At 50.1% G+C, this 13,165-nt stretch carries 10 protein-coding genes; all 10 read right to left on the bottom strand.

Annotation, left to right across the window (positions count from 1 at the left end; translation table 11 throughout):
* Positions 1-11: 11 nt before the first annotated feature.
* The 10 genes from LN737_RS06720 to LN737_RS06765 all read right to left on the bottom strand — a co-directional run bounded on the left by LN737_RS06720 (position 12) and on the right by LN737_RS06765 (position 13,131).
* Complete coding sequence (locus LN737_RS06720; protein ID WP_405517319.1) at positions 12-1,904, bottom strand: CocE/NonD family hydrolase; 1,893 nt, start codon at positions 1,902-1,904, stop codon at positions 12-14.
* A gap of 121 nt (positions 1,905-2,025) precedes the next feature.
* The gene (locus LN737_RS06725; RefSeq protein WP_405517321.1) at positions 2,026-2,268 is read right to left on the bottom strand and encodes a hypothetical protein; all 243 of its coding nucleotides are present in this window, start codon (positions 2,266-2,268) and stop codon (positions 2,026-2,028) included.
* 39 nt (positions 2,269-2,307) lie between these two features.
* A complete protein-coding gene (locus LN737_RS06730; RefSeq protein ID WP_405517323.1) occupies positions 2,308-3,231 on the bottom strand; it encodes an aspartate carbamoyltransferase catalytic subunit in 924 nt (307 codons plus the stop codon).
* 45 nt (positions 3,232-3,276) lie between these two features.
* Positions 3,277-5,319: a beta-L-arabinofuranosidase domain-containing protein gene (locus LN737_RS06735; RefSeq protein ID WP_405517325.1), complete on the bottom strand. Its 2,043-nt coding sequence runs from the start codon at positions 5,317-5,319 to the stop codon at positions 3,277-3,279.
* Between the two features lie 94 nt (positions 5,320-5,413).
* The gene (locus LN737_RS06740; protein ID WP_405517327.1) at positions 5,414-8,527 is read right to left on the bottom strand and encodes a M1 family aminopeptidase; all 3,114 of its coding nucleotides are present in this window, start codon (positions 8,525-8,527) and stop codon (positions 5,414-5,416) included.
* Complete coding sequence (locus LN737_RS06745; RefSeq protein ID WP_405517329.1) at positions 8,445-9,038, bottom strand: ABC transporter permease; 594 nt, start codon at positions 9,036-9,038, stop codon at positions 8,445-8,447. The genes LN737_RS06740 and LN737_RS06745 overlap by 83 nt, the downstream gene beginning before the upstream one ends.
* A 4-nt stretch (positions 9,039-9,042) precedes the next feature.
* A complete protein-coding gene (locus LN737_RS06750; RefSeq protein ID WP_405517331.1) occupies positions 9,043-9,927 on the bottom strand; it encodes an ABC transporter ATP-binding protein in 885 nt (294 codons plus the stop codon).
* 161 nt (positions 9,928-10,088) lie between these two features.
* Complete coding sequence (locus LN737_RS06755; RefSeq protein ID WP_405517333.1) at positions 10,089-10,400, bottom strand: hypothetical protein; 312 nt, start codon at positions 10,398-10,400, stop codon at positions 10,089-10,091.
* Positions 10,397-11,728: an acyclic terpene utilization AtuA family protein gene (locus LN737_RS06760; RefSeq protein WP_405517335.1), complete on the bottom strand. Its 1,332-nt coding sequence runs from the start codon at positions 11,726-11,728 to the stop codon at positions 10,397-10,399. Before LN737_RS06760 ends, LN737_RS06755 begins: the two co-directional genes overlap by 4 nt.
* Positions 11,729-11,835: 107 nt before the next feature.
* Positions 11,836-13,131, bottom strand: coding sequence for a CitMHS family transporter (locus tag LN737_RS06765; RefSeq protein ID WP_405517337.1), 1,296 nt, complete (start codon positions 13,129-13,131; stop codon positions 11,836-11,838).
* Positions 13,132-13,165: the final 34 nt, after the last annotated feature.

Genomic DNA, 13,165 nt, shown 5'->3' on the forward strand with positions numbered 1-13,165 from the left:
ATTTGTTCGCCTTACTTCTTCACAATTGGCAAGCGAATCTGCGATGGATATTGACTTGTATGCAATACCTGATTGTGGGCAACAACACCTTTCGTTTCGTCGTAATTATTTCCTCCTGTATTCATGTTGCGATCAAATCGTGGAAAATTACTGCTCGACACTTCAATCCGAATCCGGTGACCGGGCGCAAAGTAATTACTGGTCGACATCGGGCTGAGGGTTAGTTTGTATACCTTGCCTTTCTCCATCCATACTTCTTTGTCAAATCCGTCGCGGTAACGGGCTCGCAAAATAGTTTCATCCAGGTTATAGGCTTTACCGTCGGGATAAACGTCAATTAGTTTAACGGTAAAATCCGTGTCTTTCGCGTCCGACGAAACATAAAGCGTTGGTTCGATGGAGCCGCTCAGTTCAACGCCATCCGCAAAAGGTTCGGTGGTATAGACCAGAATATCCTGCCGGGTTTCCATCTGATGCTGGTCAAACGAGCCGCCCTGCACGGCGTTGCCCGTACAGCATACATTGCCGCCATAGGAGGGTACCGGGTACGTCGGGTCATAAGCAAACGCATCCGGCCTCTCATCTTTGCCCACCGTTTTGGTCGTTAATTTACCGTCGCCATATAAACTGTTTGCCCGCCCGCCACTCGACAAATAATACGTCGTCATTGCAGTATTAGCCGGTGGCCAGGTATCCGAGGTTTGCCATTTGTTGGAACCCATGGTGTAGTATTTCACACGGGGCGTACTTTTCAATACGTTGTTATTGTCGCCTTTAAGCCAGTAATCAAACCATCCATAAATCATGGTGTCGTAGTCCAGCCGGGCGTCGCCAACGCTACGTTCACCCACAATGGTAGTTTCGGTGGCGCGTTTATAAGCGCAGTGGAGTGTGGGCGCAATGACGAGGTACTGATTATCGCGTACCTGCGGGTCCGTAGCGTTTTTACGGACATGGTTGAACAGGGCCAGGTTGGGTCCTGTCGATACGTCGTACCAGGAAACAAACCAGTAACTCGGAACCCCAAAAGGCATATTGTCGTGGTAGAGGCCGCCTTTATACCAGTCCGGATCATTCGGCTTTCGAACGATCATTTTTTCGTAAATCCCTTTCTGCCCGTCTACGTTCTTGATAATATCCTGAACAGGGAGGTGCTTCAGACCCTGGACCCAATCGACTTTCGGCATTTCGGGAGCCAGATCATAAAACCGCGACACGCGGGATAAATCGGCGCTTGTTGCATTTTTCGGGAAGAGTGGTCGGGCCAGCGCGTCCGTCTGGGTGCCATACAACCAGGTCGTAAACAGCATCTGCTGGGCGCCACCACGGTACCAGTTACCCTGTTCGTAGAATTGACCCACGCGGCCAACACCTGCCCCGAAGCCCATCGGGACCATAGCAGCATGGGCAGGATGATCCAGAGCCGCTACGGCCATCTGCCATTCGGCGGTAGAGGAGCAGCCATACGTACCGATTTTCCCGTTCGACCAGGGTTGTTTCGACATCCAGGAAAATGCATCGTAGCCGTCGGTGGTCGGTGGGCCGAGGATGTCCCAGTCGCCTTCGGAAAAGAACTTGCCGCGCTCATTCTGCACGACGTATGCGTAGCCATGCTTGACCGCATCCAGAGCCGCCTGATACGAATTCTGCCGCTGTTCGCCGTCGCCCCATCCGTTGAAATTATACGGTGTTTTTGAAAAGATGATCGGTACTTTCTGGTCCGTTTTGGGCCGGTAAATATCCGTTGCCAATCGAACGCCATCTCGCATGGGCATCATCACTTTCGGCTCGATAATGGCAATTTCCTGAAGTTTTTTGAAAATGTCTTCCTGCGCAGAGGCACAATGAGCAAAGCCCAAGACAATGGCGAAGACCAGTCTTGTCAAAGAGAAGAGATTCTGCATTATGACGTTTAGTAGGGATGAAAGGAGAAATAGTGAAATAGCTAATTTATGCCCAAATAACAAAACTGCGTAGCTTTTCAGGACTGCGCAGTTTTATAAAACTGTATGGTCATCAAACAGACTATACCGTTAGTTGCATACTGAGTTCAGGTAACACACCTTCGCCCGATAACGTAACGGTTGGACCGTGTTTGATTTCTATTGAACCGTCGCCCCGGTAAATAAGCACTTGTATAAAAATAATATTTCCGCTGGCGTCCCGTTCCAGCCGAGTTGTTTCATTAGCCTGACATAGGGCAAAAAAGAAATTATCGTCGAATTTCTGGTAACGAGGAGGACGTAGCGTACGCAATTCCAGATCCATTGGCTGTAAGCTGTTTTATCAAAAATAACGAAAAAAGCTTTACAGCTGTGCCAGCAGATACAGCACGGCCATACGTACCGCTACGCCATTTTCGACCTGATCCAGAATGATGCTGTGGGCTGAATCGGCGGCATCAGAGGTCAGTTCAACCCCCCGGTTTATGGGGCCAGGGTGCATCAGTACAATAGGCCGGTCGAGATCGTCGAGCATCTGTTTCGAAATACCAAAATAGAGCGAATACTCACGTAACGAGGGGAAATATTTGATCTGTTGACGCTCTAGCTGAATCCGTAGTACGTTCGCTACGTCGCACCAGGCCAGGGCCGCTCGTACATCATGGCCGACTTTCACGCCGAGGGCTTCAATGTGCTTGGGAATGAGTGTTTTAGGGCCGCAGACCATAACTTCCGCGCCCTGTTTCTGCAGACAGAAAATGTTAGACAGCGCCACGCGCGAGTGCGTGATGTCGCCGATGATAGCGACCCGTTTGCCCGCTACGTCGCCGAGTTTCTGGCGGATGGAAAATGAGTCCAGTAGAGCCTGAGTCGGGTGTTCGTGCGTACCATCGCCTGCGTTCACTACGTTGGCCTTAATGTGTTTGGTCAGATAATGGGGAGCGCCGGGGCTGCTGTGCCGCATCACAACCATATCTACTTTCATGGCCAGAATATTATTGACCGTATCGAGCAGCGTTTCGCCCTTTTTGACCGAGCTTCCCGATGCCGAAAAATTGACTACATCAGCCGACAATCGCTTTTCGGCCAGTTCAAATGATAAGCGGGTACGGGTCGAATTTTCGAAAAAAACGTTGGCAATGGTAATGTCACGTAAGGACGGAACTTTCTTAATAGGTCGGTTAATCACTTCCTTAAACTGACCGGCTGTATCGAGAATAAGCTGAATATCAGATTCAGTCAGATCTTTGATGCCCACCAGATGGCGGACGCTGAGGGATTGTGCCATGAGAGCGCTACGGACGAAAATCGGGCAAAGATAGGTCCTGAACAGTTAAGGATTTCGCCCTAGTACCGGAAACTGCGAAATCCGCAGGTTCGTACAGCCGTAAGGAATTAACGTAATTTCTTCTTCCTGCGCCGTTTCGAGTCCATACGTTACGCTGTAGGGAATAGGGCCTGTCATGTCGTTATACAATTGCCACGATGGAATACGTTTCGCTTTAACTTTGATCTGCAACGGCGCTTTCTCCGGATTCCACGGATAGCTGGAAACAGGAGCAGTTTTTTCGAATGTATATGTATCGTTCAGCTTGCTGGCAGGCGTGTCGAGCAAGCCATAGTTCCAGGGCGTTGTCGGACGGATCTCTTCATACGTATCGCCATAAGCAATCGGATCCTTGTCGTTTTTAACCGTTTTTGTTTCCTCGCCTATTTTCAGGGCATACGTCAGCGGCCCTCGTTCTACCGACATGGAATTCTCGAACCAGTTGTTTTTGAAGATATGCATGGGCAGCTCCAACTCAACCACATCCCCCGATTTCCACGTTCGATTAATACGAACGATCTGGTTGCCGGGGGTTTCCTTCCATACGTTTCCATTAATTTTTATCGAGGCTTTTTTGCACCAGGCCGGTATTCGCAACTCAAACGGGAACGTAACGCTTTGGTTACGGGTAGTCAGTGTAAATTTGACCGTTTCTTCAAATGGATAATTGGTCTCTTCTTTAAACGAAACCTCTGTTCCGCTGGCTACGTAGGCGTTTACTTCGCTGGGTGCATAAACCAGGGCAGCCAGACCCTTATCAGCCCGGCCCGGTGTTCCGCCAGTTACGTACCATAGGTTTTGGGTAAACTTCGGCCAGCCCTGATGCATGTTTGACGTACAGCAAGGGTAACCGGTCAATAACCCGTAGCATACGTCTGTTCCGCCGTGGTTGACGTCAAAATTGCGCGTATGCCTAGTTGCCATTACCTGATTGGCCTGTTGGAAATACTGTCTGCCCATAAAATCATCCGACACCTGGGCGGGTAAGGCGTTGAAGGCTATTTTTTCGATCTGATCGGCATACGCTACGTTCCCGGTAATGGCCAGAATACTTTCCAGCGAGAACATCATTTCTACGGCCGAACATAATTCAGAGCCTTGCGTGGGATTGTTGCCATGCAGGGCCTCGTCACCACCATACAGCCCATGAGCCAGTCCGTTGAATTTTCGGATGTCGCCAAAGCCTTTTACCGTTGCATCCAGGTATTTTTTGTCGGGGTGGTGCTGGTAGTAAATAATTGGTTCTTTAATACCCTGCGCCAGATTAACACAGTGGATGCTGCCTTCCGTTGACAGCAGATCGGTGTTCAGAAAGGCATCGGTATAATCGAACGTTTGTTTGTGCAGCAGATCGCCCAGTGCCAGCAAAAATTTATCGCCGGTGAGGTTATACAGCCAATACACATTCATCAGATTATCGCCAGCCCGATAGCGCGCCCAGAACGTCCAGTGGTCGAGCGGTTTTTTGGGAAGCTCTTTCAACTGATACCGGAAATAATTGGTCATCAGGCGAATAACCCGCTGATCGCCTGTGGCCGAGTAGTACTGTTTTAAAATCTTGAGCATGACCATTTTGGGCCACCAGTCACGGCTGTTGTCGCGCTGTACGCCCGGCTCGTTAGCGTAATCTTTCGACGGACCAAAATAGCCATCCGGCTGTTGGCTGTTGATAGCCCATTCTACCCAGGGCTTGGTTTTAGCAATCAGTTCCTTATCATCCAGAAGATAAGCGAGCGGTAACAGTCCGTCAATCCAGTAAGGCCCGCGCTCCCACTGATCGCCGTCGCCACCCAGCCAGCCGTTTCGCTGATTCATTACCAGTGGATACAACTTGTCGAGGTTACCCGTAGCACCGTTTCTTTGCCGCACCAGCATTTCGCGTAGCCAGCCCTGCGGTTTAATGGCCCCCAAAGGCAATTCTATATACGGATTTGGCCGTAATGGCACCCGATTGTTCACGTAATGGGTTGATGGCGAAGGCTGTGGTTTTACCTGCGCCATCAACTTGAGCGAGAGTATTGCGAAGAGGAATAACAGGTTAAATTTCATGGAATAAAGTCTGGTACGTAGGCAAAATTTGGTTCTACTGGTGCTGCCGGATGCAATAGAGTCAACAGAACCGATAGAACCAAATTTTACGTAACTACTTATCCACGCGCTTTAAATTATCATCGGGGATGCGGTCAACGAGGAAATTGATTGGGTCGATTCCGGCTTCGTAGGGTTCTTCCCGGACGACAAACGTGTATTTGCCGTCTTTCTGTCGCATCCGTTCGCGTCGGATAGCCAGAAGTTTCCCCTGCTTTTTCCCCTCGGCGGGTTTGCCATACACACCCACATCGATGAGGTCGTTGAGTTTTGTTGGCGTCTCGCGACCGAGCGAATCGGCGTAAAATTTCTCGGCCTGCACATTGATCGTTACGTTGTACTGACCATCCGCGCGTTTTTTGGCTGACGCGGCTGTGGCGCGGTTGTTGAAAATGGTGATCCGTTCAAACTGATCCGTGATGACAGCCTGTAGCGAGTCGGGTGTTTGCTGCCGGAACAAATCGACCATGTTGTACGAAACCGGATAGGGCGATTGCCGGTACGCGTATTGACTGACCATCGTTTGCAACGCCTTGTTTACGGCGGCTTCACCAATCAGCTCTTTCAGGTAATACATTACCGCACTGCCTTTGTTGTAGTGTATGTACCCCTGATTCTCAACCCGTTCGAGTGGTACCTCTTTCAATGACTCCGTTCCGCGCGACGACAGGTAACGATCCATCTCAAATTTCAAAAACCGCTTCATGCGCCCTTTGTCGTAGGCTTTTTCCATCACCATCAATGCCGAATACTGCGCCTGTGTTTCTGAAAGCATGGTAGCTCCCTGCATGTACGCGCCTATGACCTGATGCGCCCACCACTGATGGCCCATTTCGTGCGCGACTACGTATTTGACCATGTCTATGTCTTCTTCGGGGTCGATTTTTGCGATGAATCCAATCGACTCGGAATAAGGCATTGTGCCCGGAAAAGCCTGAGCGAAAGTAGCATAGCGAGGAAACTCAATGATACGTGCCTGCTTGTGGTAATACGGTCCGAAATGCTCGGTATAGTACGCCAGCGATCCTTTAATGGATTCGAGCATGTCGCGGACGTTGTAGGTATGCTTTTTATCGTAATAGACTTCGACGTCGATGCCTTTCCATTTCTCCCGGGCAACTTCATAATCGGCCGAAATGAACGAGTAAAAGTTGAGCGATGGGTGATCCAGTTTGTAATGGAAGTACCGCCGTGGCTGACCTGTGGAATCGGGCTGCTTCCATTCTTTCAACAGCGAACCGGGTGCAACAGCTATCTGATCGGGTGAGGTACTGATCTCGGTATCGACCATTACCCAGTCGGAATTATTACTGACATACGTGTTCATACAGTCTCCTGTACAGTCCCGCTCCAGTTTAGGCATCCGCGCTTTTTCAGGAAGGCCGTATTTCTTTCGGTCGTTTTTGTCGGCAAGCTCGCTCTGTTCCTGGTACCCGATTTGTGGAGCAATATCGGAGTTATCGAAAAAAGAGCCGTTCTGGTTAATCTGTTTGGTAAACTGCACTTCGTTTTCAATGCCACGCGTTTGTTTGCGAGTTATAAAGCGCAGATGAATCGAATCGCCCGGAGCCAGCGCGGGACTCAGTTTATAGATGGAATACTGGAGTAGCGAATCATTCAGAATACGCTTCGCCCGATCCATAGTAATCGTGAAATTCAGCCGGTTTGGTAGTACAATATGAACCGAATCAATGGGCTTGTCGGCGCGGTTAACCAGTACGTAATCGCCGTGGACGATCAGATTTCGTTCTTTAGGATAGACCGCTATGTTGTACTTCACATTGGCAATACGTGGCTGTGGGCGATGTTCGTACCGCTTGTATTTCTGCTCGTAAGCCACCTGTTGTTTCTCCAGTACTTTCGGCGTTTCATAATGGTTCAGTACGTTAGTGTTGTAATAAATGAACCCACCTACAACGATCAGCGCCGACAGTAAACCCACTGCTATCGATCGATTTGGGCCGTTCAGCGACTGCCGGACTGCCCGTAACCGGCTATTCCAGGTGTTATCTTTCCCGCGTACCCAAAACAAAACAGCGATCAGTCCCAGTACAGCCGCCCACAGTACCCAATAGGTTCGGAACCAAATCAGCGATGCTACGTATGGCCCCCAGCCGTTCATATCCGAATACCTGTATTCAGGGGAGGCATTATACTGAACAAGATTGCTGCGCACATCCAAAGGTGTCCAGGCATAGGCATTCGCAATCAGTAGCGCCACCACCACAAAGAAGGCGACGTACTTATTATTGACGAGCGTATGCACAAGCATCGACAGAATAATGAGTGGCGCTAACCGGAGCAGGTCGATCACAAAGAACTCAATGAGGTATTGGCCTAACTCGATGTTGGGGTAGCCCATCAGAAACTGAGTCGTTACACCCGCGATAATGCACAGCGACTGGATAATTACGACGATGCCCAACATGGATAGAAATTTCCCGACGAACACACTCCAGTTCCGGTGCGGCATGGCATCATAAATCTGGTCGAGGTCGGCGTCCCGTTCTTTCCAGATGAGGGCACCGGAGTAGAAAATGATGATCGCAAACAGGAAAATTGTGATGGTACTTCGAATAAGTTGAATGACCTGATACGTAACCGGATAGGAACTTAGCCCGTAGAATTTTCCTGCATACTGTAGTGAAAAGCCCATGTTCAGCAGACCCAGCACCAGGATGACAATAAACGCCATGCCTTTTATAGTGCCCCAGAAATCGGTTCTGAAGATGCGAATCATCTGCATCCACTGAGTAGACAGGTTAAAATGCATGCTGACCTGCGGCAGCGTTTGTAGGGGCACAAAAACATCCTTACCGGTTTCGTCGCTGAGCAGCGCTCCACGCCGTTTTCTGCTTTTTCGGACGCGCTCTTCAAACGAAAAACGGACGTATGTTACGACTAGTAAGACTAGTCCAAAGCCAACCCAGATCAGTCGGTTGATCAATACGGGACCATCGGCCAGACTAACCGAGTGCGTATTTTTTTCGCTGACGGTCCAGTATTTTGTAATGAGCTGGAACGGTCCAAAACCCAGCGCATCGAAGTAAACGGCCAAGTGTTCATGCTCAACATCACTAAGGAAGTTACCTGCAATCAGCTGAGCTACCAGCAGCACAATGGCACCAATAAAGGCGGTAATCGAGGAGCGGGTCAGGGCGGCCAGCATAAAAATGAACGCGCCGGCCAGAAAGGTATTCGGAATGGCAAAAATAAGGAAGCTGTTGAGGTGCGCCGACCAGATGATGGGACCGTATCGTTCGGCATCGGTAGCGCCGGTTACCAGCCCAATCCAGGAGCCGAAGAATAATACCCAGTGAAATCCCCAGAAATGGAATGAGCGACACTACAAACGAACCAAAAAATCGCCCGGCCAGGTAATCGAACTTACGAATGGGTGAGGCAAAAACAATCTGGTGGGTTTTGTAGGTAAAGTCGCGGATGGCCGCACTCTGCACAAAGGCCGTTGTCATCAGCAGGGCGAATATGCACCAGGTACCGTATTGATTCTGAATAACATACGGAGCATTTTTGTAAATATTGCCGAACGTACCGCCAATGGTCAGATCATCGGAAGCGGCTGCCCAGGCAAACATCAGTACGTTGACCAGCAGAAATACATACACCATCGGTTGCCGCAGCCAATAGCGAAGTTCGAACGTAAACAGGTGTCGGAACATAGGCTCAGGCAGCTACAAAGGTGCTTTTTTCAATGGTCGAGAAAAATACGTCTTCCAGGTCAGGCTGCGTAGTCTGAAAACCATCGCCGGGATCGACTTCGCTGTAAATATGCACGAGTGGTTTTCCGGCTACCAACTTGTTCGAAATGACGTTGTACTGCTTCTGATATGTGAGCAATTCACTCTTTGGAATTGACTTTTCCCAGATTTTGCCGTTGAGTTCAGTCACAGAATCAAGCGGTGAACCATTGTATAATACCCGTCCTTTATGAATTATCGCCATGTTGTTACATAGCTCCATGACATCCTGCACAATATGGGTCGAGAGGATAACAATCACATTCTCACCAATTTCCGACAGCAGGTTATAAAACCGGTTGCGCTCACCGGGGTCGAGACCAGCCGTTGGCTCATCGACAATAATGAGTTTTGGATTGCCAATCAGTGCCTGCGCAATACCGAACCGTTGTTTCATGCCGCCCGAATAGCTGCTGACGGCTTTTTTGCGGTGCTCATACAGATTCACCCGGTGCAACAGCGCCTGTACTAATTCGGAGCGTTCCCGGCCGTTGGTGATTCCTTTTAGAATGGCAAAATGGTCGAGCAGATCGGTTGCAGCTACTTTTGGATAAACACCGAACTCCTGTGGCAGATACCCCAATAACCGACGTACTGTATCTTTCTGATTCAGAACATCCAGACCGTCGAGGGTGACGGTCCCTGAATCGGCGTCCTGCAACGTAGCGAGCGTACGCATAAGCGTCGATTTACCGGCGCCATTTTGTCCCAGTAGCCCATACATCCCGTTTGGAATTGTAAGCGATACATCGTCCAGCGCGCGAACGCCATTCGGATATTGTTTCGATAAGTGTTCGATAGTCAGCAACATACAGGAAAATTTAGGTGGTTTATCCAAAAATAAGCAGCACTTCGGAATTTAGGCATTAGACATTGGTCATTGGTTATTAGGTGTACCCAAATAAATCTAATGACCGATGACTAATGACCAATGTCTAATGCCCAATGACAGCAAAGCGGAATGACCAATCGCTAAACATCTATCCACATTTCCAGCAGGGCATAGCTCAGGCTTTTGCCGTGGGTATCGATGGTAAGTGAGGTGGTTACGCCCCCTGTAAGAGCCTGCTGACAGACGAACTGAAGCGCTGGTAAATTGGGAAGCTCATACCGGGTAATGTCACCTGCGACAATCGCCTGAAGATGATTCCTGACGGCTTCGCTCGTTACCTGATCGCGTAACGTAGCATAATCGTCCGATTTGTAGGGAATCAATGAAAGCGTCAGCGTATTGCCTTTGTCGCCAGCACGGCTGTGGGCAATGTCGTAGAGTTTTATTTTCATGACTGGAACACGGTTACCTCAGGGTGAATCTTGTCTCTGGCCATAAGCGTAGAAACGATGCCTACCACTTCATGAACATATTTGCGCGCACCTCCGCCCCCGGCAGGGCCATTTGTGTAGAGAGCTTCCACTTCTTCGCCTACCAGGGCTGCCTGTTGTGGCGTGGTGGCCCGACCTGCTACGCGTAAGCGAATTTCGTAGGGCTCCGGATACGTACCAAAAGAGGTCCGATGAACCGACGTACTGCCAATGTAATCGACACGAAGGTCAGCGAACTGACCCTGTAATCGCTCCTGAACAATGGCCCCCGCCAGTTTGGCACGACCAAGGGCATTTGAACCAGCGTAGGAAATTTCACCTTCGCCGGTATAGCCTGCATCGTAGCCGACACTGACCTTCAACGTATCAGGTCGGGGGTGTCCACATCCACCCGACGCTTTAACCTGATCCGGACCGATTTGCTCTAACTGAACCTGAGTAAAATCGGCAATTACATCGGGCGTGAAATAGCGGCTGGGGTCCATGACTTCATACAAAAGCTGTTCTTTGGCCGTAGCGACGCTCAACAGCCCTCCCGTTCCTGTTACCTTACTAAAAATAGCTGCACCATTGATCGATACGTCAGCAAATGGATGCCCTAAACGCGCCATATCCGGTACGTCTTTTCGGCCAGGATCGGCAAAATAGCCACCTGTCAGTTGTCCGGCACACTCCAGCAGGTGGCCGATCACGGTGCCCTGACCGATCTGATTGGCGTCGTTAAGCGACCAGCCAAGTTCATGAACCAGCGGGGCTACAAATAGGGAAGGGTCTGCCACACGACCAGTAATGATAACGGTTGCCTCTGTTGCCAAAGCGGGCAGAATGGCATCGGTACCCAGATAGGCATTGGCCGAAATCAACGTACCGGACGACGTGAGGGGCTTGCCGGTTTCCAGCGACACCTCCGCGCCCGAAAGCTGGCCAAATACGTCATCACCCGTAACGACAGCGATTTTTACGGATAATTTTAGCCGTTGGGCAATCTCAGCAATTTTTTGGGCGGCAGCCAGCGGGTTGGCTGCCCCCATGTTTGTAATGAGTCGTACGTTGTTTTTAAGAAGGTGTGGCAACAACCCCTCCATTCGACGCTCCAGCAGCGGGTCATAGCCGGATGATGGGTTCTGACGTTTCCGTTTTTGAGCCAGCGCAATCGTTCGTTCGGCCAAACATTCCAGCACCAGATAGTCCAAGTTTCCCTGCTGAGCCAGAATAACGGCCGGTTCAAGTCGGTCGCCCGAAAAGCCAGCCCCACAGCCGATTCGGATGGATTGGTTATTGTTAGTCATTGGTGGTTAGTCATTGGTTAATTTTCAATAGTCATTGGACATTCTTCACGGGCAGTAGTTTCTAATGACAACTGACTAATGGCTAATAACCAATCCCCAATGACCATTTACAAATGAATCGATCCGGTTAGCAGAGCCGCCAGGGTCATTACCAGCGTAGTACCGAAGGCCCATTTCAGAATGAACTTCTGGTGGTCACCCAAATCAACTTCGGCTAATCCGACCAGCAGAAACGTAGAAGCAGTCAGTGGACTTACCGGAAAGCCGACGGTCATTTGCCCCAGCAAAGCTGCTCGGCCAATTTCCAGTGGGTCGATGCCAAATTGCGTAGCGGTCTGACTTAGGATGGGTACGACCCCAAAATAATAGGCGTCGGGCGTGAAGAGCAGGCTGGCAGGCATACTTGTAATGGCCGTTAGCGTGGGCAACCAGGCCGCGTGCTGTTCGGGAATGAGCGAAACCAGCGACGTTGCCATTGCGTCGATCATCTTCGAACCGGTCAGAATTCCGGAGAATACACCTGCTGCAAAGATCATACTCGACACCATGAATATGTTATTGCCATGACCCCGCACTACGTTCTGCTGATCGGCCAGTTTTGGGTAATTAATCAGCAATGCCAATGCTGCTGCTACAATAAATAAGGCTGGCGTAGGCACCCAGCCTTTCATCAACGTAACGATCAGGCCAATTGTCAATATAGCATTGAGCCAGAAGAGTTTCGGACGGCGCAGCTGCTGTTGTTGCTCGGTCAGATTTTCGTGATGAACGTACTGTAAATCAGCAATACCCAATCGTTTCCGTTCTTTTTGTCCAAACCAGTAGGCCACGAAGAGCACCCAGACAATGCCTGCAATAATAGCCGGAATATTAGGATTGAAGAGTTGCGTAGCATCCGTTTTGAGCGTCGAGATTGCCCGCGCCGACGTGCCCGACCACGGCACCAGATGCAACGGCCCAACGCTCAGCGCGACAATACCCGGTAGGATAAGCCGGTTGATTTTCAGCTGCTTGTAAATAGGCAGAAATGCCGACATTACGATCATAAACGTAGCGGTGCCGTCGCCGTCGAGATGAACAATCATCGTCAGTACAGCCGTGCCGACAATTACCTTCAGCGGATCGCCTTTAACGTAGCGAATGATGCCAGAAATAATGGGATCGAACAGGCCCGCGTCGAGCATGGTAGCGAAATAGAGTACGGCAAACATGAGCAGTATGCCCGTAGGCGCTACCTGCTTGATGCCCGCCAGAATCATTTCCCCCAATTCTTTTGGACTGAAACCCGCCAGAAAGCCCATTACCAACGGTACCAGCACCAGTGCCGTAATGACCGACAGTCGCCTGGTAATAATGAGCGCCAGAAAAACACCAATGGTGGCAAAACCAAGAAGAGCGAGCATCGTACAGGATTACGGCGGGTTAAATAAATAGCCC

It is taken from the genome of Spirosoma sp. KNUC1025, assembly GCF_045160025.1.
In the GTDB taxonomy this organism is placed as follows: domain Bacteria; phylum Bacteroidota; class Bacteroidia; order Cytophagales; family Spirosomataceae; genus Spirosoma.

Excerpts from the sequence above, each read along its gene's own strand:
- LN737_RS06720 (WP_405517319.1), bottom strand. The coding sequence starts at position 1,904 with ATGCAGAATCTCTTCTCTTTGACAAGACTGGTCTTCGCCATTGTCTTG.
- LN737_RS06725 (WP_405517321.1), bottom strand. The coding sequence starts at position 2,268 with ATGGATCTGGAATTGCGTACGCTACGTCCTCCTCGTTACCAGAAATTC.
- LN737_RS06730 (WP_405517323.1), bottom strand. The coding sequence starts at position 3,231 with ATGGCACAATCCCTCAGCGTCCGCCATCTGGTGGGCATCAAAGATCTG.
- LN737_RS06735 (WP_405517325.1), bottom strand. The coding sequence starts at position 5,319 with ATGAAATTTAACCTGTTATTCCTCTTCGCAATACTCTCGCTCAAGTTG.
- LN737_RS06740 (WP_405517327.1), bottom strand. The coding sequence starts at position 8,527 with ATGCTGGCCGCCCTGACCCGCTCCTCGATTACCGCCTTTATTGGTGCC.
- LN737_RS06745 (WP_405517329.1), bottom strand. The coding sequence starts at position 9,038 with ATGTTCCGACACCTGTTTACGTTCGAACTTCGCTATTGGCTGCGGCAA.
- LN737_RS06750 (WP_405517331.1), bottom strand. The coding sequence starts at position 9,927 with ATGTTGCTGACTATCGAACACTTATCGAAACAATATCCGAATGGCGTT.
- LN737_RS06755 (WP_405517333.1), bottom strand. The coding sequence starts at position 10,400 with ATGAAAATAAAACTCTACGACATTGCCCACAGCCGTGCTGGCGACAAA.
- LN737_RS06760 (WP_405517335.1), bottom strand. The coding sequence starts at position 11,728 with ATGACTAACAATAACCAATCCATCCGAATCGGCTGTGGGGCTGGCTTT.
- LN737_RS06765 (WP_405517337.1), bottom strand. The coding sequence starts at position 13,131 with ATGCTCGCTCTTCTTGGTTTTGCCACCATTGGTGTTTTTCTGGCGCTC.